A 23,779-nucleotide genomic window follows, 5' to 3' on the forward strand; every position below is an offset into this window, starting at 1 on the left:
AGGCTTACCATGGTAAGCCTAAAACTATGAACGAGAAAAGGTCTAACATGTTAAACCTCTACCTTTACCCTTGCAGTGTGGAGTCTACCACAATTGTCGTTTTTAATAATCGTGAAATGGGGCAATTCGCCTCCGCATCTTTTACTTGAGCTAAAAAAGTATCTTGGTCAATACCTGGCACAGTCGCTTTTAATATCAATCGAGATTCAATGATGGAGCCTTCTTCCATTTTAATTTCTCCTTGCACATCCAATACTTTAGGAGGAAATCCTGCACCCGTTAGATTAAAACTAAGTTTCATAGCAAAACAACCCGCGTGAGCTGCCGCTACTAATTCTTCTGGGTTGGTACCGATCCCATCTTCAAATCGAGTGTTGAAGGAATATTGGGTGTGATTTAATACACCACTTTGGGTAGTAAGTACGCCTTTACCCTCTTTACCCGTTCCTTGCCAAACGGCATTTGCTTTTCTTATCATGACAATTCTATTTTATGTTTAGAGACAATCAATATTTTCCAATATTAATCTATTTCTCTTAAAATTGGTCCATGTACGTTCAGCTTATTTCATGAAATTTTTGAAAGATATTTTGACATGACAAATCCGTTGAAAACAATCACGCTAAATACCTTTTTCAAACCATTCATGAGTACCTCCTTCTAAAAATTTAGCCTGAAAACCCAGAAAAATCAATTTTTGAGCAGCCTGTTCTGACCTACCTCCACCCTTCCCACAAATAGTCACCAAAAGAACTTGATCTGCATGTAACGGTAAACCATGCGGGAGTTCTTCTCCTGGTATATGAATGGCCTTGGGAATGTGTTTAGATTCAAACTCTTCTTTGCTTCGAATATCCAGAAGCAACAGCTCATCTTGATGATTCAACTTCTCAATTAATGTGTCAATCGAAATCGATGGTGTCATAATCCATTTATTTCCACAAAAAAAACTAATTAAAAAGTAAGCCTACGTGACGTATATCACAAACTGGGAACAATTTGGTATAACATGCCATCTGTCTTGGTAATGATATAGATTTCCCCTTGTGCATCCTGACCAAATCTAAGATCTACTTTATTTGCTTTCACCAGTTCTTTCAAGGTAACAGGTAAACCATCCATTTGCAGTTTCAATTCGCGAATGCGTGTTTGAGAACCTTCTTTGATTTCTGAAGTAGGAATATAAAATACTCGACCTCGAACTATTTCCCCAAAAATGTATTTTCCTCCTAGGCTTGGAATCAATTTCCCCGTATACTCAAAGCCTCCCATGATGGCATTTCCCTCATCATGATCAAATTGAGCAATTGGATAGGTATATCCCATTTTTGCATCATTTTTAGGTAGCGGGAATACCGTATTGGTACTCATGGTAGAGTCTATGGCAAAGGTCCCTTCTCGCAAAGGCCAACCATAGTTTTTACCGGCTTTCAACAGGTATAGGGATTCAATATGTCTTTGACCAATATTAGAAACGATAATTCTTCCATCTTTCAACCAAGAGATCCGATTCGGATTTCGGAAACCTTGCGCAAACACTTCATCAAGTCCTTTTTTACCAACAAATGGATTGGAGGCAGGAATGCCGTATTTGCCATTTTGGCTATTTCGACCAAGGGGATCAATACGTAAAACTTTGCCCCAAGCATGCTCACTATTATTTGGGATAAAACCTCTTCTTTGTTCCAATGCCCCTCCATCTCCTAAACCAATATACATGAGTCCAAAATCAGAATCTCCCAGTTTGGCATAAGGGTCAAAGGTGATTTCTTGCATACCGTGCACTTGGTCAATAACATTGACACGCATGACTTCTCGCGACTTTCCCTTTAGCGTCTTAGCATTAGGATCATCTAAAGTCCATTCAGTTATTATCCATTGTAATTTCACACGAAGGCTATCCCCGTAAGTAAAGTCGGAATGGCCCTTGATTTCGGGTTCCGTATGGGTGGTATAAAAAAGCTTGTTTTGGGCAAAAAGTGGATGAAAAGCGAAGCTCCCAAGGCCAGTAGCAAATCCTGGCTTATTAGTAAAATGTGGGAAATGCTTACTAATGTCAAAAAACTCACTTAACTGGTTCTTATCATCCAATAAATAGATTTTCCCTTGTAAATCAGAAATGATACGCTCTTTACTAATGGGGTGATAGGTCATTTTATTAATGCGGGTATTCACCTGTGGCGTATTTGTAAAAGGGAATTTTAGCACTTTTTTAATCGTTATTTTCTCCCCTGAAAATTGAATCCCTTCCTTAATGGGATTTTCTAGTGCCCATTTATCTTTTTTATTGAGAATCTTTGGACTTGGTTTCTCTAAAATATATGCAATTACATCTTCTAGGTCTTTGGGATCCAAGTGATTGAAACCCGGCATGTAGGATTTGAATTTCTTGTACTTGTCTTGCGCTCTAGCAACGTTGGCATCAATTAAGGCTTTGGGATTATTGATGAAGTCGAACAGGTATTGTTTGTCAACGATCCCCTTGAGTCCCCCCAATTGCGGACCAATCCCATCATCTTTAAAGTTGTGACAGTTAGCACAATTCAGTTCAAAAACTTGGGCACCCCGATTGACATTTTGAGCAAACCCAGAGAATGGGATAATGAAAAAAAGGAGTAATACGGCCCCGAATCGATTAAAAGCAAAAGACAAAGTAAGAATTTTCATAGGTCAAATGAAGCCAATGGTGGCTTTTCATTTGTAAAGAAAAGAATTTGAAATTATTACTGCATCCTTGCCTTTCCTTCTTTCGACATGATGTGATCAGGATTTCTTTTTAAGGTTTTGATAAAATGTACGTTTCTAAAACGCAAGGCACTCCAATCTTCGTCGATGGCGACCATACTTACTGGCTCAAATCCTATCTCGCCCATCGGTTCCCAACCTTGATCTCGGTTAAAATTACAGCTATATTTCTTAGAACTTCCTTTGGGATAACACATCCATAAAATGGTGTCACCGGCAATTTTATCTCGACAAGCTTCTGCAAATACTTGGATTTCTGCTTTTAGGGTAACAAATACCAAAGCGTAGCCAATTTGATTAACTTGATTTAAGGAGCTTATTACCTGAGTCTCCTCTGGTAATTTTTTTAATGCTAATTGAAATGATTCAGGAGCTCCGAGTACAAGCACTTCCGCCTGATTCTTAAATGCCAGCTTTTTAAATAATGGATCTATCATTTCGATTTCTTTTGAAGACTTAAGTCGGTAGGTAATCCATCTAAACTTATCATGTTTTTCTCCTCCATGTATTGTTCTAATTTTTCAGAGCCCATTTGATTTGCCCAAGTAAAATAAATATCTCGCTCACCTTGATATTCGTACATGGGTACCCCATATCCACAGGAGGTTTGAACTAAATCAATTTTCCCGATGATGATTTGTCGTGTACTTGGAATGATATTAAAATGCGGCGCATATTCCTCCCAAAGCGGTGAATTGGGCAATATGGCAAAACCTTTGCCATATAATCGTAAGATATTTGGGTTTTTATCGAAAGAACAAAACATGAACGTTATCCTTCCATTTTCTAAGGTATGGGCAGAGGTTTCATTACCCGAACTGATGATGTCCATGTAGGCAACCGTATGCGAATCAATCACTCGGAATCCCTCTAGGCCCTTTGGTGATACGTTCACCCGACCATCTCCTTGAAGGGGCGCTGTCCCAACGAAAAACAGATGTTGTTTTTCTATGAACTCTCGGTGAGCTTCTGAAATAGTGTCATAAAATTTGCCCATAATCTGTCAGTTGATTTAGACAAATATAAAATTAAATTTTGTCCTCAAATAGGCCGTTTATCAAAGATTATTAATTCTTAGGATTTAGATTTCAGTCGATACAAATAAGGAGCCTTACTTTTTGCCCCCGTATATTTCTTGTCGAGCCGCTCTAAAACATTCAAATCCAATATTTTTTTCTGAAAATTATTGGCAGGAAAGGGTTTGTCGTAGACTGTTTCATATAATTCCTGAACGTCTTTCAACGTGAACGTTTCAGGTAAAAGATTATTAAAAAGCAGTTTTTTATCTAAACGTTCTTGGAGCACTTCTAGGCCCTTTTCTACCATTTCTTGATGGTCAAAAATCATGTTGGGAAGCCCTTTGATATCATACCAATCACAGCTTTCGTCCAAATCAATTTTTTGAGGAATCACTTTTTCGAAATCAACCAGGGCATAGTATCCAATACTGACTATCCGCATTTTTTGATTATTCTCATTGACGGGAGGTTCCACATCGGGATAAAGATCTCGAGCGATACTAGAAAATAATAGAAAGTCTTCTTCTGATATTCGATTCGTTCTACCAAAGGTCCCAAATTCCTCTAGATAGACATCTTGGATACCTGTTCTTTCATATAAGACCCTTTTAGCCGCATCTTCAATGTCCTCTTCTTGTAGAATAAAGCCTCCGGGTAAGGCAAATATGTCTTTCTCCAATTTAAGCTTACTTAAAATGAGCTTGAGCTTTTTATCATGAAAGCCAAAAATGACACAATCCAAGGTCAATTGAGCTATATGTTTGGTTGATTTCAATGATTCTAGATTTAATGGAACACTAATTTATTGACAAATTTTTAGAAGAAACTGTTTTTATCAAAGTGATTTTCTAAAAAATAGAAAATCAAATTATTTTATTACATTTGGCTAAATTATCAAAATGATACAAAGAGCTACACTTTGAGTCTTTTGAAAGAAAACAGAAATTCTCTATAATTTAACATATATAAAAAATGAAAAAAGCTAGTTTAGTTTTAGGTCTATTCCTACTAGGAGGAATGTCAGTACAAGCTCAAGTTACTACTGGGCAAAATGTAGCCGTGGTATCAACAGATGCCGGCAAAGTGCGTGGATATGTACATGGAGGTATTTACACGTACAAAGGTATTCCCTATGCAGAAGCTGGTAGATTTGAGACTGCTCATAAGCCCAAGCCATGGAATGGAGTTCGTAGTTCTACTAGCTATGGCCCAGTAGCTTATTTATTGACTCCTACGACTCAAGTGGCCGATGAATCCGAATTTGTGTACAATCACTCTTGGGGTTATCCTAATGAGGACTGTATGCGCGTGAATGTTTGGACTCCAGGAATCAATGATGGAAAGAAAAGACCTGTTTTATTCTGGATACATGGAGGAGGTTTTACCTCTGGATCTTCTCAAGAATTACCTTCTTACGATGGTGAAAATCTAGCAAAAAAAGGGGATGTGGTAGTTGTGTCAATCAACCACCGATTGAACATTTTGGGATATTTAGATTTATCAGCCTATGGAGATAAATACAAAACTTCTGCCAATAACTCTGTTTTGGATATGAAAGTTGCTTTAGATTGGGTAAAAGCGAATATCAGTCAATTTGGTGGTGATCCAAGTAATGTGACCATTTTTGGTCAATCAGGAGGTGGAGCAAAAGTGAATACCTTAATGGCCATGCCTTCGGCTAAAGGTTTATTCCACAAAGCCATCAATCAAAGTGGTGCCTTTACTACAAATATGGCTGATAAATCAGTAACCCAAGCCATTACCAAAGAAGTGTTAAATGCCTTAAATATCGATGAGTCTAAAGTAGATAGTTTACAAAAAGTGCCATTCCCTACCTTAGCAGCTGCAGGTCAAAAAGCGTTACAAACGGTGGCAGCTAAATTAAGAGCCGCTGGAAAACCAGTGGGTGGTTTTGGATTAAGCTGGGGCCCAAGTATCGATGCTAATTTATTACCTTATCAACCGATGTCGGCTGAGGCTATGGAATTATCCAAAAATGTTCCATTAATGATCGGAACAGTAAAAAATGAGTTTATGCCAACCTTGTTTTCAGGTATAAGTCACGATGCCTCCATGGCAGACGTAGAAGCATATCTACAAAAAACGTTTGGCGCTAAAGCTGAAGCTTATAAAGCTGCAGTAAAGAAAGCTTACCCAGCAGATACTAAACCAACTGATTTGATGGATGTAGACACTAGATTCAGACCAGGTGCTGTTGACCAAGCTAATATTAAATCAGCAGTAGCTGGCGGTGCTCCTGTTTACATGTATTTATTCACATGGCAGTCACCCGTATTTGACGGAAAATACAAAGCCATTCACTGCGTTGAACTTCCTTTCTGTTTTAATAACATTGCTCGTTGTGAAGAAATGACAGGAGGTACCAAAGAAGCCTATGCTTTGGCCGATAAAATGAGTCAAGCTTGGATTAATTTTGCCCGTTTAGGAAATCCTAATCATAAAGGATTGCCAACTTGGCCAACCTATAATACATCAAATACCTCAACCATGCACTTCGATAATTCTTGTATTGTCAAACCACAATTGGACAAAGAATTATTCGAACTTGTAAAAGCGAACTAATTCGTTTCTACTTAATTTCTAGCCTCGATGAAAATCGGGGCTTTTTTTGTTTGTGTTAAATTAGGATAAATGGATATTTAAATCTGATATAGATGTATAATTTTGAGGATTAAATATATACGCTCATGAAATTGACCCTATTCCAAATAGATGCTTTTACCAATCAATTGTTTGCTGGAAACCCGGCAGCAATTTGTCCATTGGATCACTGGTTAGAAGATGATTTGATGCAAAAAATAGCGGCAGAAAATAATTTAGCTGAAACCGCCTTTTTTGTAAAGAAAGGTGAGCAATATGATATTCGGTGGTTCACCCCAACAGTGGAAGTCGATCTGTGCGGTCATGCCACTTTAGCTGCAGCTTTTGTTCTTTATGATCATCTAGGAATACTTTCTGACGAAATTGTGTTTTATTCACATCGAAGCGGTTATTTACAAGTAGCTAAAAATGGAGAACTATTAACGTTGAATTTTCCCGTAGATCAAATACAAGACATTGATTTTGATTGGGATACATTCAAAGGCTTATCCATCCCTGCCAAAGAAGTATTAAAGGGCAAAACAGATTACCTGTTTGTCTATGAAAATGAGAGTCAAGTTGCTAACATGAAGCCTGATTTTTTTGAAATTGCCAAGCTAAAAGCCAGAGGAATTATCATTACGGCTCCAGGTGATGAAGTTGATTTTGTATCTCGATTTTTTGGTCCGCAATCAGGCATTGATGAAGATCCTGTGACAGGTTCTGCCCATACGACTTTGATCCCATATTGGGCAAAGAGAAAACATAAAACTCAATTGACAGCCAAACAACTTTCTCCTCGTGGAGGTGAATTATCTTGTGAGCTTTTAGGCGACCGAGTGAATATCAGTGGTACTTGTGTTTTATATATGATTGGAGAAATATTCGTATAATTGAATGATCAATGAACGAAATTTCAGGACGATAAAAACGATAACAAATTCACCCCTTAATAGGTCGTTGTCATATCATCTTCTACACAGATGATATAATCTGCAATTCCCCTGTTTTCTTGGGCTAATTGCTTAATTTCTTTTTGACTAACAGTCGCTATCGTGGCGATTTTAATTGCTGGTTTAGCTAATTTTAAATACCATGAAATCCCTTCATAATTTTCAGAATGGTAAGAGCCATTCACATGAATAAATTGCTTATTTTCATCCCAATTTTTCATGATAAAATAGGCCATGGTAGCATCTTTCAAAGCTTGGGCTTTAGGCATATTAGGCGTCGCATGACCTGCCATCATCGTGATCATTTTTTGATAACCAGGGAGATTGGCATCGTAGGCTATTGGTAGTGGTGCCATCCAAGATTTTTCCTCTGCTGATATTTGATTCAATGCTTCAAATCCCCCTTTAGAAACCAGGCTAGCATATTTTCTGGGAACATTGGTTGCAATAAAATTCACCTGATTCTCCTTGGCAAAATTCACCAGAGGTGCATAATCCGTCTTATAATTTCTCCACAGCCTTGCGGAAGAATCTAGTCCTTTGGCTGAAATTTTACCTGCTAAATACGTCGATAAAGCTCCCTGATTATCTTGCTCAAACATCTCAGCTCCCAAAACTAATTTCCGTTTCAAATAACACGATTGAATAATCTCTAATTCTAACCAATGACTGATGGGGTTATTATGCAATTCCCCTATTAAAACAACATCTTGCTTTTGTATTTGCTTGATCATTTTCTGATATGAAACTTCCTTACCTTTTGCGTTAAACAATCGGTAGGCTGGTTTATCGGTTGCCAAAAGTTTGACTGGAAACAATAGAAAAAATACGATGCAAATATGAAGTGCCTTAATCATGAGGTATATAGCTGTTGATCAAGTACAAATTAGAACAAAATATCAACAATAAGTCAATTGATATAAAAACAAAAAGCGGTCATTGCTGACCGCTTTTCCATAGAACAAAGGTTTTAATCTATTTAATCGGTATTAATAAACTCACATTTTCCCAACCGAAGGCAATTCCTGCTGGTACCACTTTGTACTCTAAAGCTTCTTTAAAGTCAGATTTAGCCGTTTTCACAGTGATGGTGAAAGCATCTTTTTCCGGATTACGAGTTGTTTCTCCGCCTCGTTTAATGCCCCATTGTCCTACTTCTGTATTGAAAATAACTTGCCAATCCCCTTCTGATGGCAGCATATAAATACTGTATTTGCCCTTAGCCAAGGTATTGCCAGCAATGTTCACATCCGCATCTGTTTCAATGATGGTCGCAGAGTTAGCACCCGCTCTCCAAACTTTTCCATAGGGAACTAATTCTCCCCAAATTTTCCTTCCTTTGACCGATGGGCTGCTATAAACTACTGAGACATTCGCTTTTCCAAAGGTTCCTGTAACTGTTACTTTAGGACTTTGTGGTGGACGAGGAGCGTCTTGCCCAAATGAGCTAATTGACACAAATAAAAGACATAATACCGACAAAATCGGCTTTAATAATGTGTTGATTTTCATAAGATGATTGTTGTTTATTGTTTTGTATTTTTTTCTGTTAATTCCTCGTAAGCCATTTGAAAATTATTCTTCAAGAAATCCCCGTTCATCCCTTGTACACCATTCACAGCAGTTAACTTCATTACTTCTTCTTTTGTTTTGCCACTCTTAATTTCCGAAGAAACATGAATTATTAACTTCTCTAAATAATCCGTTAAGGCCAGTAAATCCTCTTTTTTACAGGTAATTTCTGTTGGATTAAAAGCATGTCCATAGGTAAAAATAGTATCCTTATCGAACAGCTTTTGTATTTTATCATTGACATGAATCCAGTTGGCCACACTAGCTCCCGCACTTCGATCAATGATAGGGTAGCGTTTGTTTCCGAATAAGTCGCCCAAATGTACCACATTGGCATGTTCAAAATGAATGGCCACATCTCCATCTGTATGAGCAGGACCAAAGTAATGAGCTCTAATGCGTTCTTTTCCTATTTTGGTTGTCCAAGTATCTTTAAACGTCTCAGTTGGATAATATTGTTTCTCCTCTGTTTTGGCTTTGGTAGCAGCAGCTATCTGATTTTTCAACGAGTTCTCGTGAGCCACAACTCGATTAACTAATCCTTTAAACGCTATGTTCCCACTGGTATGATCACCATGATGGTGTGTATTCATCAACAATTGTATTTTCTGATCAGATTGTTTTTTCAACTCATCGATTACGTGCTGAGACTGGTCTGGAAACTGCGTATCTACCACAGCATAGCCATCTTTCGTTTTCAACACCGCTATGGTACCGCCCCTTTCACTAAAAAGAGAAATACCCCCACGTAATTCTTTCCATGTAAAAGCTGGACCTTGCATCAATGCAGATTGAGCAAAAAGCGAATTTTTAGAGCCCAAAAGCATTGAAAACAATAAGGTATTGGCAGAACCTTGGATAAATTGTCGACGTTTTATCATTTCTATGAAGTTTAAAATCAAATGTAAATTAGTTATTCAAAAGCACTTCTAATTTGAGACCAAAACATGAAGTATTCTTACCAAATCTAGCATTTCATATTGGATTTATCTGCTAGTCTGATTTTTGATTCAAGGTATTCTCAATTCTTGAATCTGGCATAATCCACAAAATGGCAATTCCATAAAAAATCACTAAACTGACTATTGGGTAAAAAAAGGCCAATATTATACCAGAAAAATATCCGAAAGTTGAAATTCTTTCCTTCCAACTGTTAGATAGCGCTTTCCCAATTTTCGATTCATGTCCTTCATGTTTCACGGCTAGTTTTTCTAATAATAAAAAGGCCAAAGCACACATAAAAAGAACAACTCCATATAAGACTACTGTATGATTATCAAAGTGATTTTCTCCCATCCAACCAGTAACAAATGGCAATAGAGAGAGCCAAAATAATAATCCCAAATTGGCTAATAGAACTTTACCATTTACTTTTTCAATGGCTTGAAACAAATGATGGTGGTTATTCCAATAGATTCCTACATAAATAAAGCTGAATAGATAAGATAGAAATTTAGGAATCAAAGGTTGCAAAGCCTCGAAATCAGACCCATGAGGTACTTTTAATTCCAAGACCATAATGGTAATGATGATAGCCAATACACCATCACTGAAGGCTTCTAATCGGTTGGTAGTCACAGGAATGCAATTTTATGAAAGGTATAAAAAAATCAAACTAGTTGGACGAAACAGGCGCTTGTTTTTTGCCTACATACAATCCCACAATAACAATAACCGTTCCAATAATCGTATATGCTGAAATGGATTCCCCACTAAATAAATAGGCATATATATAACCAAAAACCGGGCAAAGAAACATCCATAAAGAAGCTGAAATTGGGTCTTGGTCAATTAAATAAAACCATAACCACAAGGCTGCAATGGAGACGGGGAAGATAAGCCAAGCTACAGAAAGTAGGAAACGAAGATCAAAATTGGCAGAACTAAATGATGCAAAAAAGGCTGTAAAGGGTAATAAAAATATTCCCCCTAACAAAACCTGCCATCCATTAATAACAAATGAATTTAACTTCCATTCAGTCCGAACATAATATACCGTAGCAGCAGAAACGGTAATAATCCCTCCAATTAAAATCAACAAGCCCTTCCACACCGTTGGCTCTAATGTTAACTGTGGAAAAGAGGCCACGAGGATTCCACTAAGGCCTAAAATCAAACTTCCTACTTCTTTTACTTGAGGCTTTCTTTGTAAGAGTAAAGCCGACAACATCGTGATAAAAATGGGGTTGGTGGCCGTGGCTAAACTGCCTATTCCTGGACTTACGAATTTAATGGCCATAACGAATGCTCCCAGGTATATGGTCGAATTAAAAAGCCCAAAAAAGGATAATTGTCTCAGCTCTTTCCAGCTTGGTTTTATCCGATGCTGCGGTTGAAATAGCAAGGATATCAATAAAATGAAAATCCCAGCAATGATTAATCGAACATTAGCTAAAATAAAGGGATGAACAGATAGTATACCCATTTTAGTAGCTACGGCTGCAGACGACCACAACATGGCAAATAATAGGCCGAATACGATGTTTTTCATGAAATCAAACCTAGATAAATAATAGTATGTGGATAAGTCAACAAAAGCAGCTTCGCAAAAAGTAAAGATGGATTAATAAGAAAATCGATTTACTCGTGCATCAAACAAAGAAAACAAATCTTCTTTTAAAATAAACTATTGAAAACCATATTTTGGGATTAATTTTGCGTCCCGTTCCCCAAAATTGTAAAACTTACCTACCACATGTCCAAACAGGCAAATCGAACCAAAATCATTTTAATACTTGGTATTTTATCTGCGATAGGCCCCTTGTCGATTGATATGTATTTGCCTGCATTTAAGAATATGGCTGCAGCTTTACATTGTTCTCAAGAACAAATGGGCTATACTTTATCCAGTTTCTTTTTTGGTATTTGTTTGGGTCAATTAGTCAATGGTCCTCTCTTGGATCATTTTGGAAGAAAAAATGTCCTATACATTGGCCTCATTATCTATGTCATTAGCTCATTTGGGTCGGCTTTTTCCTTTACGGTAGAGCAACTCATTGTTTGGCGTTTCTTTCAAGCCATTGGCGGAAGTATCGGAATGGTTGCTCCTAACGCCATCATTAGGGAAACTTTTAAAGAAGCCGAAAGACCTAAAATTCTTTCTCTCATGATGCTTATTTTAGGCGTTTCTCCCATTTTAGCTCCTTCTTTGGGAAGCTTACTTTTAACGATTACCGACTGGAATATCATCTTTGTATTACTGGGAATCATCACACTTTTGATCTTGTTCTTAATCAAGAGTTGGTTACCTGAAAAAATCAATAAACACCCGAAAGGTCCCTTTAAAGTAAAAAGCATTCTGACTTCTTATGTTGCCCTACTCCCTGAAAAACAATTCTTAACTTTTGCTATTTCAGGAGCAATAGGATCTGGATGTATCTTCACCTTTGTCTCTGGAGCACCCCTCACTTTTTTGAATTTTTACCATGCCGATGAAAAACAATTTGGATGGATATTTGCCATGGTAGCCTCAGGGATAATTGGCGCAAGCCAGTTTAACCATTGGGTCTTAAAACGCTTTAGCAGCCAACAAGTTCTTTCCTTCATTTTACCTCTCCAATTACTTCTTGCCATCACACTTGCCGTTTTATCTAAATTTGGATTGATCAATATTCAGATCAACATCTTCTTACTGTTTTTGATTTTGGCTTGCCAAGGATTAGTTTTCCCTAATATCATAAGTTTAGCTTTACAACCATTCCATGAAGGAGCGGGTGCTGCTTCCGCTATGATGGGAGCATTGCAAATGGCTTGGGGATCTATATGCGCGACTATATTAGGGCTACTTTTTGATGGAACACCTTTCACGATGGCCATCATTATGGTTTTCTGCGCACTAAGTGCCAATTTTATCCTTTTTGTGATTGGCAAAAAATACTTTCAGCCTGTTCAAGAATAATCGATTATATCTGAAATTACAGTAGCTTATTGGGGTTTATTCAACAAAGTAAATACCAAATCCTTCAAGTATTTTTCAACAAAAACTTGCTTATTTTCTGAACCACAATCAGTCAATTTGGGCAAATACATGCTAAAAAACAGTTGGGAATGAGACGTCTCTATGAGCGTACTGCTCAAGGAATGAGGGTATAAATAATGTGGATCATAAGCTTGTATCAAGTTGGAAATACGCTCACATAAATCCTTATAAGGCTTAAAAACTTCATGCTGATTGATCTCTTTTACCTCTTTTACCAAGTACACTTTACTACTCTCTGAAATAACAATTTGATGTAAATAATTCTTATTGTAATCCGTCTGCCCAGCACTTTCAGGCAATTCTCTCGTTAGCAGTTCCACCAATTTTTCCAATTTCGATTTAGAACTTTGCACAGGTTCCAACTGAAACAATACAAGGTATTCCATGTAGGACCAATACCAATTTAGAATGTATAAAAGCAACCGATGCTTGTTTTCAAAATAACGATATATCGTCGCCTCTGTCGTATTCATTTCCGTAGCAAGCTTTTTGAACGTAAAATGTTCAAAACCCAATTGAAAAATTAAATCAATGGAATGCTTGACCATTTGCTTTCCCAGTTCCGTACCCTCGGGATCTCGCAAATAGATTTTGTCATTGACCTTAAAACTTAATGAATAGTCCATGTTCCTTAAAATATTACACAAACATAAATGATAGAAAAGCTATCTCAAAATTATTTTTTTATTTTATTTGTAATAGTATTACTATTATTTAAAAAAGTATTTTAATTTTGTTCCAGAAATATACAACTATGATAAAAAGGAATCCGATCGACCGAATTAGTAAGCTGGTAGTAGATCATAAAAAAGAGATTACTTCCATTTATTTGTTTTCCATCGTGAGTGGCTTAGTCAATTTAAGCCTCCCTCTGGGGGTACAGTCCATTATTGGCTTAGTCATGGGCGCCACCATGGTCACCTCCATCTACATTCTGATATTCTTCATTGTTTTGGGTGTATTTTTGGTGGGACTTCTTCAAATCAATCAAATGAAAATCATTGAGGCCATTCAACAAAAAATCTTCACGCAATACTCCTATGACTTTGCTTTAAAGATTCCCAAAATGGATTTGATGAAAAATGACCAATATTTCATTCCAGAAAAAGTCTCTCGATTCTTTGATATTGTCAACATCCAAAAAGGCTTCGCCAAGTTATTATTGGACATTCCCATGGCAAGCGTACAAATTCTATTTGGAACCGTTTTATTGTCCTTGTACCATCCATTTTTCATTGTTTTTAGCTTGGCTCTATTACTTATGCTTGTATTCATCTTGTACGTGACAAGTCAAGTTGGTATACAATCCAGTATAGAAGAATCCAACTACAAATATGGTGTGGCTAATTTTTTCAGTGAAATTGGTAGAACGCTAAAATCCTTCAAGTTCAGTCAAGGCTCATCATTGAATATCCAAAAAACGGATAAAAATGTCAGCCAATATCTTTTAGCAAGAACCAAACACTTTCATATTTTACTTTTCCAATACAAAACCCTTGTTACGTTTAAAGTTGTATTGACCATCATCACGCTATCTTTAGGTGCCTATTTATTGATTAACCAACAATTAAACTTAGGTGAATTCATTGCTGCAGAAATTGTGATTTTGATGGTCATCGGGGCCGTGGAAAAACTCATCACAAGCTTAGACAGCGCCTATGATGTCATCACAGGCCTAGAGAAAATTGCTAGTGTTATTGAAAGCCCGATGGAAACGTCTGGGCAATTGGAACTTTCATCGGTGAATGGTTTGGAAATCGAGCTAAAGCAGATGAGTTTCCAGTTTGAATCAGGTAATCCCATTTTAGAAGACCTTTCCTTTCAAATAAAATCTGGTGAAAAAGTAGCCATTTTAGGACAAGAAGGTTCAGGGAAATCCATGTTACTACGATTATTAACAGGGAATTATCAGAGCTTCAAAGGCTCCATTTTAATCAATCACATTCCCATTCAAAATTATAGTTTAGCGAGCCTAAGAAAGCACACAGGTGTCTTATTGCACGGACAAGAAATTTTTGGTGGGACAGTCTGGGAAAATATCAGCTTAGGTCAAAATGAAATTAGTCCTGAATTAATCATGGAAACAGCCCAAAAATTGGGTTTTGAGAGTTTCATTGCTCATTTTCCAAAAGGCTTTGACCATTACATAGAGCCCATTGGCAAAAAAACACCTCAAACCATCATCAAAAAAATACTCTTGCTTCGTGCTATATGTGGGTCTAAAAAATTGCTGCTTTTAGAAGAACCATGGAATGGATTAGACCTACCAAGTGCTCAACGCTTAAAAAGCTATTTACTAAATCCAGAAAATCAAGCTACTACCATCATTGTGTCGAATGACCCAGCATATGTCAGTGCTTCCGACCAACAAATCAATTTGTAATATGGAAAATTTCAAGTCATTTCAATTCATCTATCAACAAGGAAAAAGTACCGAAATCAGATTTTGGATCATGGGTCTTTTAGTGATTGGGTTTGGAATCATCTTCCTTCCTTGGACACAAAACATTCAAACCAAAGGAAATATCACCAGCTTATATCAAGAACAAAAACCTCAGAAAATCTATAGCCCCATTGCTGGAAAAATTACCAATTGGTGGGTGAAAGAAGGGGACATTGTTCAGCTGGGAGACACCTTGGTCAAAATAAGTGAGATTAAGGTAGATTATTTAGACCCTAATTTAATTGCTCGTACCCAAGACCAATTAAATGCAAAAAAAGGATCCTTGGATTACTACATCCAAAAAGTACAAGCTACAGAAGCGCAAATAGCGAATTTAAAACAATCCAAAACTTTAAAGAAAAGCCAATTAGCCAATAAGTTGATTCAGCTTCAACAAAAAATCAATGCCGAAAAAGCAGAGCTACAAGCGAGTGCTAATGAACAAAACTTAGCGAAAGATCAATTGGAAAGATACCAACAGATGTACAAAGAAGGCCTGATCTCGCAAACGCAGTTTCAACAGCGAAATGTTACTGCACAAAATGCCTTAGCCAAAAAAATCATGTCTGAAAATAAAGTAAATCAGACCATTCAAGAAATCAATAACACACAGATAGAACTAAAAAGTGTGGATCAAGAATACGACGAAAAAATCAATAAGGCAGACAGCGAACGATTGCAGAGTTTGGGACAAATTGAGGCCAATAAAGGTGAAGTAGCCAAGCTAGCCAACCAAGTCACCAATTATTCCATTAGAAATGGCATGTACTATATTTTAGCACCACAAAGTGGACAAGTAGTACAATCAAAAAAAACAGGAATTGGTGAAATCATCAAAGATGGGGAAGAGCTCTTGAGTATTGTTCCTCAAAATGAAAATTATGCTGTTGAGGTATTTGTAAGACCTGTGGATTTGCCTTTGATCTCGCCTGGACAATCCATTCGTTTCATTTTTGATGGTTTCCCAGCTATTGTTTTTTCAGGTGGTTGGCCCGAACAGAGTTTTGGGACCTTTGCAGGTAAGGTACTGTTTGTGGAAAATGCCATCAATGCCAATGGCCTATTTAGAGTCATTGTTCAAGAAGACTCCCGATTCAAAAAATGGCCCAAGCAAATTAAAATAGGCGCTGGGGTTAAAGGCATTATCTTACTGAACGACGTTCCACTTTGGTATGAATTATGGAGAAACATCAATGGATTCCCTCCTGATTTTTACCAGGCTAAACTAGATAAAAGCAACACTTATGAAAAGTAATATTCTTTGGTTTTTACTAGTGGCCCATATGTCCTGGGCGCAAACCAAAACCTTACATCCAGAAGCGTATTTAAAAATTGTAGAAAAATATCATCCTGTAGCTCGTCAGGCACAAATTGGTATCCGCAAATCCAATGCACAAATCTTGGAAGCTCGAGGTGCATTTGACCCAATCTTGCGTCATTACATCTCCAGTAAAACCTTGGATGGAACCAGTTATTATCAATATAATGCTCCCGAACTAAGTATTCCCACTTGGTATGGAATAGAAGTCAATACGGGGGTAGAAAACTTACAAGGAGACCGACTAGACCCAAGTCAGACCACTGGACAAACTAGCTATATTGGAATTCAAATTCCTCTGGCGAAAAACCTATTGATGGATAAACGAAGAGCTGCCTTGCAACAAGCCAAATTGATGAATCAAATGGCTTTTGCTGAGCAAAGAGTTGTATTAAATCAATTATTCCTAGATGCCATGGAAGCATATTGGCATTGGTTAAAATGTTTTCAAGCATTAAAAATTACGGGTCAGAACTTAGACGCTGCTAAAAGGCGTGTGGAGTTTGTCAAAAGAAGTGTGGAACTTGGCGATCGACCTGCTATGGATACCTTGGAAGCTAGTACACAATTCATGTACTTGGACAATCAGAACCTAACCAAAATGGTCGATTATGAAAATGCTACTCTACAATTATCCGCATTTCTTTGGCAAGAAAATAATGCTCCTTCCAGTTTAAGTCGAGAGATCATTCCTGCCGAAGTATGGACCGATATGAGTCTATTTTCCAATTTTGATTTAAGCCTTCCTTCGATTTTGGAAAAAGTTGATTCCTTTCACCCAGAATTACAAGCGTATCAATTCAAAATTGAAAGCCTGAATGTGGAAAAAAAATTAAAGTTTCAAAGTTTATTGCCCAAAATAGACCTTCAATATAACCACTTAATGAAGGATAAATCCACCACGAATTCGGGAGCCTTATTTGCTAATAATTATCGCTACGGAATCAAATTGGAATTGCCCTTGCGCCTATCCTCTGGTAGAGGAGAATATCAATCCGCAAAGCTGAAAATGGAAGAAGCGAGCATTCAACTTTCCCAGAAAAAACAACAGATTCAAATAAAAATAAATAGTTATTTCAATCAATTTCAGAATCTCAAAAAACAGATTCAGACACAAGAAAAAGCCGTTTCGAGTTACATGGCTTTAACGAAAGCCGAAGAGTCTAAGTTTTCTCAAGGGGAATCTTCCTTGTTTTTGATTAATAGCCGAGAAATTAAGGCCCTGGAGGCGGCAGAGAAGCTACTAGATCTAAAAGCTTACCTATTTAAAACAGTATATGCTTTGCAAGCAAGTGCAGGTTTGTTGATATAAACACAAAAAGGCAAGGAAATTCCTTGCCTTTTCTAGCAACCATTTCTGTTAAGATGCTTGATATTCTAAAATATCTGCGGGTTGACATTCGAGCGCTTGGCATATAGCTTCCAAGGTACTAAAACGAATAGCTTTCGCCTTTCCTGTCTTTAATATGGAAAGGTTGGATAAGGTTAAATCGACCTTCTCGGACAACTCATTCAAAGACATCTTTCTTTTTGCCATCATGACATCTAGGTTTACGACAATAGGCATAGTTATACAGTTAAATCGTTTTCTGCTTGAATCTCCACTCCTTTTTTAAATATCTGTGCAAATAAAAAAATCAGGCCAGAAAGAAAAAGAGCCTCACCTCCATTCCAATCCATATTGGGCAATTCCATCAACTCTTGGTAAATCGAAGCTCCTAAGGATAGTACCCAAAGCACTAATATCATCAAACTGATTTTTTCCATTAACTGAGCCACTTCCATATCAAATGGACTTTTCAAATTGATTTTACTTAATACTTGAATAACCAATTGGGCTACATAGGCTTTGATTGCCAAAAGAGCCGTGGTAATCCCTACGAATAATGAATAGTTTACAAAACTATCGTGCATCAAATCATATAAGTTTAATCCTTGATACAGATCTTTGGCCACTTGCTGATTAAATAAACTTAAGAAATAAGTGAAAATGATGGCACCGCATTTTATCGAAATGCCAATGTAAGCAATCCAAGAAAGCACATTCAAGGTTGCTAAAATACTTGCTGTTTTCGTTTTCATCAATTTTTGCGTTTAATTGTTATGCAAATTTTAATGATTATTTATTGATAAACAATAAATTTAGAATATTTTTCAATAAATTTTTATTGATGATAACAATTTCGATGTATTTCCCAATCATTTCATTTGAGTCACCTTATACACTTTCCCCTGTTTATCATAGGTGGTCCATTCTCCAGATTGCTCCCCTTGCGTAAAATAACCAGATCGTAAAATCGTTCCGTCCTTGCGATACCATTCCCAATAACCTGTGTAAATGCCATTGACGTGGTGCCCTTTTGCCCAAAGAGAGCCATCTCGATGAAATAGTTGAAATTCCTCTTCCATGTTTGCTTCTAAATATGAATTTATTTACCCACTCATAAATTGTGATAATATCCCTATTTTTGCTGAATTATTTTGCCTGTGATGAAATTTATAAAAATCGTTTTTATTCTACTACTTTACAACCAATTAGCACAAGGTCAAAAATCCTTGCAGCTCATTATCAAAGATGAGAATAGTCGTCCTTTAGTCAATACCACCATTAAATTATCTTGGAAAAATGCCTCCCAAATGCAAATTGCGGACCTCAATGGCATCGCTATTTTCCAATCAATACCTGATAGTATCGTTAAAGTAGACATTAGCCACATTGGATATCAGGCATTTCAACAAGTAGTTCCGCTAACAAAATCCATCAATCAATTAGAGATTTCTCTGAATCCTTCCCAGGAGGAATTGGAAGAAGTTGTGGTCTCTTCTACTCGAAGTTCTAGAACCATACATGATATTCCTACCCGAATAGAATTCATCGGAGGGGAGGAAATCAATGAGAAAAGTAATATGAAGTCTGGAGACATTCGCATGCTTTTAAGTGAAAGTACAGGTATCCAAGTTCAACAAACCTCTGCGACCTCCGCCAATGCATCGATTCGAATTCAAGGATTGGACGGTCGATATACGCAATTGCTAAAAGATGGATTTCCTTTGTATTCTGGAGCTGCTAGTGGATTGGGGCTTTTACAAATTCCTCCATTGGATTTAAAACAAGTTGAAATCATCAAAGGATCAGCTTCTACCTTATATGGTGGAGGGGCAATTGCTGGTTTAGTCAATTTAATTTCTAAAAATCCCACGGAAGAAAGAGATTTTAAAATTCATATCAACACTACTTCTGCCAAAGGATTTGATTTTAATACCTATTATGCCAAAAGAAATCAAAAAATAGGAACAACTATTTTTGCCTCTTTTAATAGAAACTCGCCATACGATCCGGGGAATATTGATTTATCTGCCATTCCTGAATTCCAACGCTTTACCTTAAACCCCAAAATATACCTGTACCCTTCGGATAATAATAAACTCATATTGGGTTTAAATATGTCCTATGAAAATAGATTAGGAGGCGATATTCATTACATCAATGGTTTAATAGAAACAGGTCACCTGTATTTTGAATCAAATAAAACCAAGCGAATATCTTCTCAATTCACTTGGGAACACAAATTTTCCCCCAACAAACTCCTAACCTTTAAAAATAGTATCAGCTATTTTAACCGAAAAATAAGTGTGCCTGATTACCGCTATGATGGAACACAATACTCCACATTCTCCGAGTTATCATTTGCTCATTATCAAGAAAAAAGTGAATGGGTTCTGGGAGCCAATGCCTGGACGGATGTCTTTGACGAAATCCGTTTTAGCGCATTTCCTCTGAGAAATTACACCCAAGGAACTGTTGGATTATTTGCACAAAACTCCACTAAAATTTGGCCATGGTTGCATATTGAAACTGGATTAAGAGGTGATTACGTCTATGACTATGGATGGCAGTTTTTACCAAGGGCCTCTGCTCTCATCAACTTTTCTGAAAAATTTAGCTCTCGAATTGGAGGAGGATTTGGCTATAAAACTCCAACTATTTTTACTGAGGAAAGCGAGAGAATTCAATACCAAAACGTTCTACCCATCAATAAGAAAATGAATGTCGTAGAAAATAGTAAAGGTATTAACCTCGATTTCAACTATAAAACGAGCATCGGGGAAGATATTCAAATCAGCGCCAATCATTTATTCTTTTATACCCTATTGGAAAATCCACTTTTGATGGAATCAAGAGAAAATGGGCAAAAAGAATTTTTAGTGAATTCCAAAGGCCATATCGACTCCAAAGGAACGGAAACGAATGTAAAAATTGCCTATCAAGATTTTCATCTTTTTCTAGGATATACCTATACCAACACGCAATTACACCTAAGAAATATCTTTGAGGAAAAGCCTTTGACTCCACGTCATAAATTCAATTCTGTTCTCATGTATGAACTAGAAAAGAAATGGAAAATTGGCTTGGAAGCCTATTACTTTAGTCCACAAATATTAAGCGATGGAGCCACGGGAAAAGACTATTGGCTCACCGGATTTATGGTCGAAAAGTTTTGGCATAAACTATCCATTTATATCAATTTTGAAAATTTTCTGGATGTCCGCCAAACCAAATTTGACACCATTTATACAGGGTCAAAATCAAACCCAACTTTCCGAGATATCTATGCCCCATTGGATGGTTTCATGATTAATGGAGGGATTAAACTAAAACTTTAATCTCCTTAGTGATTCTTTCTGCTTTGCTGCCATTGGTAATAATACCGACAAAGTGGGTAATAGAGTAAAGCCACCAAAAACCAAACGAGATAAACTTGGGAAAGACTCAAACCAATAAATTTTTTAGGTCTACTTAATTGAAATCCGAATTCTAAATCGGCGATATGAAAGCCTTGATTAAAAATCAAAGCCAACAAAATCAGGTGAAGAACAAACCAGTGGCTGACAAAAAAGAATAAGGGTACTCGCCCAAAAGAACTGACTATTTCTATCCCCTTTTTCCCGACATATTGACTTACACTCAGCAGCAAAAACATGATGCCTAAGGTCAATGTTGTAAAACTAATGCTTGGAGGATATTTTGATACATTAAAAAAGGACATACATTGTTTCGTCCACGATCCATCTATTTGCCATGGGGCATCTCCACCCAGATTAAAATATCGAACAACTAAAAAAAGGAAACATAACCTAAAACCTAATTTCCAAAAATCAGCCGTCGTTTTCTCCAAAAAATAATGCCCTAAAGAATAGCCCAACAGACATATTCCAAGCCAGGAAATAGGTGGATAACCGACCACCAACAAGGTGCCATTAGGTAAAGGGAATGCATTCGGACTAATTAAAAATGAGAGAGGTTTTAGCCATGTTGGTTGAATTTGCAACAACACCTGTTGGAGCAAGATAATACCTAATGCCAACCAAAAAATTTGCTTCGTTGAAAGACGATTGAATAGTCCAATCATCACCATCGAGAAACCAATGGCACTTAGCACGTCGATTAGTATAAGTCCAAAATGTATATCAAAAAATAAGCCTAGATTGACCACTACCAAATCCAACAAGATGAGCCAAGCGCCTCTAAGAATCATGCGCTGACTGAATTGTTTTTTATTCTCGGACCTTTGAAATACCAGATATGCCGAACTACCTGCCAGAAATACAAAAATAGGAGCGCAAAGATGAGTGATAATTCTGGTGTAAAATACCGCAGGAGTCGTTACTGCTAAATCTGTGGGGGATTGATCAATGGAATGAACGTGAAACAAATCCCTCACATGGTCCAATAACATGAGAATCACAACAATACCTCTTAAAAAATCGATGGATTCAAGTCTTTTAATCATGTCAATATTATTTCTTGATAATGCTCAATAACAGGAAATGGGTCATAATAATGATGTAACAATTCTCTCCACTGTTCATATTGTGGAGATTGTCGAAAGCCAACCGTATGATCTTCCAATTTTTGCCAATGAGCTACTAAAATGTATTTATTTTCCTGTTCCATGCATTTCAAAAGGGAATGCGAATGATAACCAGGGATGGATCGAATGTATTGACTAGCCAATTTAAAATCTGCTTCAAATGACTTTGCTTGTCCCTTTCTAACCTGTAATACTGCTACTTCTACAATCATCGTAATTCCCCCTTTTTCTTAATTCTTTACTGCAATCATTAGTCCTGTAGACCAAACTAATTTGGTCACATTGAGGTATTTCCTATTTTCTAATTCTTGAATCAATTTGGCGGCTTTTTCACTATGTCCAACTGGCCAGTTAGCTTGCTCAATCATGTCATCAATCACATAAATTCCTCCTGGGTTTAGCATGTTCAACACCTCATCTAACAATAAGTATTTACCATGCCAAGTATCCGCAAAAATAAAATCATATCGATGGGAAAGATGAGACATTACCCAGTCTTCACCATCAGAATTGACCAACACCAGTCTTGAATCTGAGCCCAAATATTCTCTCGCAATAGATAAAAAAGCGTCATCATTGTCAATGGAAGTCAAGGTAGATTTCTGATCCATTCCATCTAACATCCAAGAAGTAGATAGACCTGTTCCAGTTCCCAATTCAAGAAAATTAGAGGCCGGTTTGGAAGCTGCCAAAGTTCTTAACAATGACCCTGTCAAAATATCAGATGCCATACTAAAACCCGATACTCGGGTCTTTTCTTGAATGCCTAGGTAAGTTGGAGGTAAATTAATCCCTTTATTTTCATCCATAATTTCATGTTAATAGCAAAAACCATGTGCATAAATCTAGGCACCAGATTGCTGATTCATAAAAGATAATTTATCCCAATAGCCCCTTTGATAGGCAATTTGTCCATTTTCAATCCAAAAAAATCCACAGCCTCGCAGGCCTTTAGGATCCTTCCATTCTAACATACCTACATTGCCATCTTGAAATATATTCTCGACGATACAAACCATTTCAAATTGCTCAAATTCACTTCGAAACATCGCACGAATGGCCTCTCGGCCTTGAACAATTCCGTTAGGTGTTTGATGATTGATACAATCTTCCGTATACAATGCCGCCAATCCATCAGCATCATATTGATTAAATAACTCAACCCATCTACCTAGAATTTCCTTTGGTTGTATCATAACGAAGTTCAAATTATATGCCTTTCAAGATTATCAATTTTGCCTGAATTAAAAATAAAATGCAAAAAAATTGGCAAGCT

26 protein-coding genes are annotated in these 23,779 nt (G+C 37.0%); 7 read left to right on the forward strand and 19 right to left on the reverse strand.

What is annotated here, in order from left to right; all coding sequences use genetic code 11:
- Nucleotides 1-64: 64 nt before the first annotated feature.
- From EWU22_RS01675 to EWU22_RS01700, 6 genes are all read right to left on the reverse strand, one after another.
- On the reverse strand, nucleotides 65-478 hold the full coding sequence (locus EWU22_RS01675) for an OsmC family protein (RefSeq protein WP_109324719.1): 414 nt from the start codon (nucleotides 476-478) through the stop codon (nucleotides 65-67).
- Nucleotides 479-622: 144 nt separating this feature from the next.
- Entirely contained in the window at nucleotides 623-925 is a 303-nt protein-coding gene (locus EWU22_RS01680; RefSeq protein ID WP_130924153.1) for a rhodanese-like domain-containing protein, read from the reverse strand.
- A 56-nt stretch (nucleotides 926-981) separates the two neighbouring features.
- On the reverse strand, nucleotides 982-2,667 hold the full coding sequence (locus EWU22_RS01685; RefSeq protein WP_130924154.1) for a PQQ-dependent sugar dehydrogenase: 1,686 nt from the start codon (nucleotides 2,665-2,667) through the stop codon (nucleotides 982-984).
- 56 nt (nucleotides 2,668-2,723) lie between these two features.
- The gene (locus tag EWU22_RS01690) at nucleotides 2,724-3,182 is read right to left on the reverse strand and encodes a hypothetical protein (RefSeq protein WP_130924155.1); all 459 of its coding nucleotides are present in this window, start codon (nucleotides 3,180-3,182) and stop codon (nucleotides 2,724-2,726) included.
- Nucleotides 3,179-3,742: a pyridoxamine 5'-phosphate oxidase family protein gene (locus EWU22_RS01695; protein WP_130924156.1), complete on the reverse strand. Its 564-nt coding sequence runs from the start codon at nucleotides 3,740-3,742 to the stop codon at nucleotides 3,179-3,181. Before EWU22_RS01695 ends, EWU22_RS01690 begins: the two co-directional genes overlap by 4 nt.
- A gap of 77 nt (nucleotides 3,743-3,819) precedes the next feature.
- Complete coding sequence (locus EWU22_RS01700) at nucleotides 3,820-4,539, reverse strand: NUDIX hydrolase (protein WP_231962585.1); 720 nt, start codon at nucleotides 4,537-4,539, stop codon at nucleotides 3,820-3,822.
- 197 nt (nucleotides 4,540-4,736) lie between these two features.
- Here EWU22_RS01700 and EWU22_RS01705 point away from each other — a divergent pair, with 197 nt between their 5' ends.
- Nucleotides 4,737-6,347: a carboxylesterase/lipase family protein gene (locus tag EWU22_RS01705; protein ID WP_130924157.1), complete on the forward strand. Its 1,611-nt coding sequence runs from the start codon at nucleotides 4,737-4,739 to the stop codon at nucleotides 6,345-6,347.
- 125 nt (nucleotides 6,348-6,472) lie between these two features.
- A complete protein-coding gene (locus EWU22_RS01710; protein WP_130924158.1) occupies nucleotides 6,473-7,258 on the forward strand; it encodes a PhzF family phenazine biosynthesis protein in 786 nt (261 codons plus the stop codon).
- 56 nt (nucleotides 7,259-7,314) lie between these two features.
- Here the strand turns inward: EWU22_RS01710 and EWU22_RS01715 are convergent, their stop codons facing one another.
- From EWU22_RS01715 to EWU22_RS01735, 5 genes are all read right to left on the reverse strand, one after another.
- Entirely contained in the window at nucleotides 7,315-8,175 is an 861-nt protein-coding gene (locus tag EWU22_RS01715) for a ChaN family lipoprotein (protein ID WP_130924159.1), read from the reverse strand.
- Nucleotides 8,176-8,293: 118 nt separating this feature from the next.
- The gene (locus tag EWU22_RS01720) at nucleotides 8,294-8,830 is read right to left on the reverse strand and encodes a DUF2911 domain-containing protein (RefSeq protein WP_109324739.1); all 537 of its coding nucleotides are present in this window, start codon (nucleotides 8,828-8,830) and stop codon (nucleotides 8,294-8,296) included.
- A gap of 14 nt (nucleotides 8,831-8,844) precedes the next feature.
- Nucleotides 8,845-9,771: an MBL fold metallo-hydrolase gene (locus tag EWU22_RS01725; protein WP_231962587.1), complete on the reverse strand. Its 927-nt coding sequence runs from the start codon at nucleotides 9,769-9,771 to the stop codon at nucleotides 8,845-8,847.
- Nucleotides 9,772-9,883: 112 nt separating this feature from the next.
- Nucleotides 9,884-10,468 (reverse strand): TMEM175 family protein, encoded by a 585-nt coding sequence (locus tag EWU22_RS01730; RefSeq protein ID WP_130924160.1) that lies wholly within the window; start codon nucleotides 10,466-10,468, stop codon nucleotides 9,884-9,886.
- Nucleotides 10,469-10,505: 37 nt separating this feature from the next.
- Nucleotides 10,506-11,381 (reverse strand): DMT family transporter, encoded by an 876-nt coding sequence (locus EWU22_RS01735; protein ID WP_109324741.1) that lies wholly within the window; start codon nucleotides 11,379-11,381, stop codon nucleotides 10,506-10,508.
- A 204-nt stretch (nucleotides 11,382-11,585) separates the two neighbouring features.
- Here EWU22_RS01735 and EWU22_RS01740 point away from each other — a divergent pair, with 204 nt between their 5' ends.
- A complete protein-coding gene (locus EWU22_RS01740) occupies nucleotides 11,586-12,788 on the forward strand; it encodes a multidrug effflux MFS transporter (RefSeq protein ID WP_130924161.1) in 1,203 nt (400 codons plus the stop codon).
- A 26-nt stretch (nucleotides 12,789-12,814) separates the two neighbouring features.
- Here EWU22_RS01740 and EWU22_RS01745 read toward each other — a convergent pair whose 3' ends face one another.
- Complete coding sequence (locus tag EWU22_RS01745; RefSeq protein WP_109324755.1) at nucleotides 12,815-13,495, reverse strand: TetR/AcrR family transcriptional regulator; 681 nt, start codon at nucleotides 13,493-13,495, stop codon at nucleotides 12,815-12,817.
- A 128-nt stretch (nucleotides 13,496-13,623) separates the two neighbouring features.
- Here EWU22_RS01745 and EWU22_RS01750 point away from each other — a divergent pair, with 128 nt between their 5' ends.
- The 3 genes from EWU22_RS01750 to EWU22_RS01760 are packed head-to-tail and all read left to right on the forward strand — an operon-like array spanning nucleotide 13,624 to nucleotide 17,942.
- Nucleotides 13,624-15,252, forward strand: a complete 1,629-nt coding sequence (locus EWU22_RS01750; protein WP_231962589.1) for a peptidase domain-containing ABC transporter — start codon at nucleotides 13,624-13,626, stop codon at nucleotides 15,250-15,252.
- A gap of 1 nt (nucleotide 15,253) precedes the next feature.
- Entirely contained in the window at nucleotides 15,254-16,567 is a 1,314-nt protein-coding gene (locus EWU22_RS01755; RefSeq protein ID WP_130924162.1) for an HlyD family secretion protein, read from the forward strand.
- The gene (locus EWU22_RS01760; RefSeq protein ID WP_130924163.1) at nucleotides 16,557-17,942 is read left to right on the forward strand and encodes a TolC family protein; all 1,386 of its coding nucleotides are present in this window, start codon (nucleotides 16,557-16,559) and stop codon (nucleotides 17,940-17,942) included. The genes EWU22_RS01755 and EWU22_RS01760 overlap by 11 nt, the downstream gene beginning before the upstream one ends.
- Nucleotides 17,943-17,990: 48 nt before the next feature.
- Here the strand turns inward: EWU22_RS01760 and EWU22_RS01765 are convergent, their stop codons facing one another.
- From EWU22_RS01765 to EWU22_RS01775, 3 genes are all read right to left on the reverse strand, one after another.
- Nucleotides 17,991-18,197 carry a helix-turn-helix domain-containing protein gene (locus EWU22_RS01765; protein ID WP_109324765.1) on the reverse strand — a complete coding sequence of 69 codons (207 nt, stop codon included), beginning with the start codon at nucleotides 18,195-18,197 and terminating at the stop codon, nucleotides 17,991-17,993.
- 2 nt (nucleotides 18,198-18,199) lie between these two features.
- On the reverse strand, nucleotides 18,200-18,712 hold the full coding sequence (locus EWU22_RS01770; RefSeq protein WP_130924164.1) for a DUF2975 domain-containing protein: 513 nt from the start codon (nucleotides 18,710-18,712) through the stop codon (nucleotides 18,200-18,202).
- Nucleotides 18,713-18,829: 117 nt separating this feature from the next.
- Complete coding sequence (locus tag EWU22_RS01775; protein WP_130924165.1) at nucleotides 18,830-19,039, reverse strand: toxin-antitoxin system YwqK family antitoxin; 210 nt, start codon at nucleotides 19,037-19,039, stop codon at nucleotides 18,830-18,832.
- A gap of 81 nt (nucleotides 19,040-19,120) precedes the next feature.
- On the opposite strand from EWU22_RS01775, the gene EWU22_RS01780 reads away from it, so the two are divergent.
- Nucleotides 19,121-21,295, forward strand: coding sequence for a TonB-dependent receptor (locus tag EWU22_RS01780; protein ID WP_130924166.1), 2,175 nt, complete (start codon nucleotides 19,121-19,123; stop codon nucleotides 21,293-21,295).
- Nucleotides 21,296-21,300: 5 nt separating this feature from the next.
- Here EWU22_RS01780 and EWU22_RS01785 read toward each other — a convergent pair whose 3' ends face one another.
- From EWU22_RS01785 to EWU22_RS01800, 4 genes are read right to left on the reverse strand one after another with little or no spacing between them, the layout of a single operon-like run.
- Nucleotides 21,301-22,422 (reverse strand): DUF1624 domain-containing protein, encoded by a 1,122-nt coding sequence (locus EWU22_RS01785; RefSeq protein ID WP_130924167.1) that lies wholly within the window; start codon nucleotides 22,420-22,422, stop codon nucleotides 21,301-21,303.
- Complete coding sequence (locus EWU22_RS01790; protein WP_130924168.1) at nucleotides 22,419-22,715, reverse strand: antibiotic biosynthesis monooxygenase family protein; 297 nt, start codon at nucleotides 22,713-22,715, stop codon at nucleotides 22,419-22,421. Before EWU22_RS01790 ends, EWU22_RS01785 begins: the two co-directional genes overlap by 4 nt.
- 18 nt (nucleotides 22,716-22,733) lie before the next feature.
- Nucleotides 22,734-23,312 (reverse strand): O-methyltransferase, encoded by a 579-nt coding sequence (locus tag EWU22_RS01795; protein ID WP_130924169.1) that lies wholly within the window; start codon nucleotides 23,310-23,312, stop codon nucleotides 22,734-22,736.
- Nucleotides 23,313-23,348: 36 nt separating this feature from the next.
- Nucleotides 23,349-23,699: a nuclear transport factor 2 family protein gene (locus EWU22_RS01800; RefSeq protein ID WP_231962591.1), complete on the reverse strand. Its 351-nt coding sequence runs from the start codon at nucleotides 23,697-23,699 to the stop codon at nucleotides 23,349-23,351.
- Nucleotides 23,700-23,779 lie beyond the last annotated feature (80 nt).

This window comes from Aquirufa nivalisilvae (assembly GCF_004307455.1).
GTDB classification, from domain to species: Bacteria; Bacteroidota; Bacteroidia; order Cytophagales; family Spirosomataceae; genus Aquirufa; species Aquirufa nivalisilvae.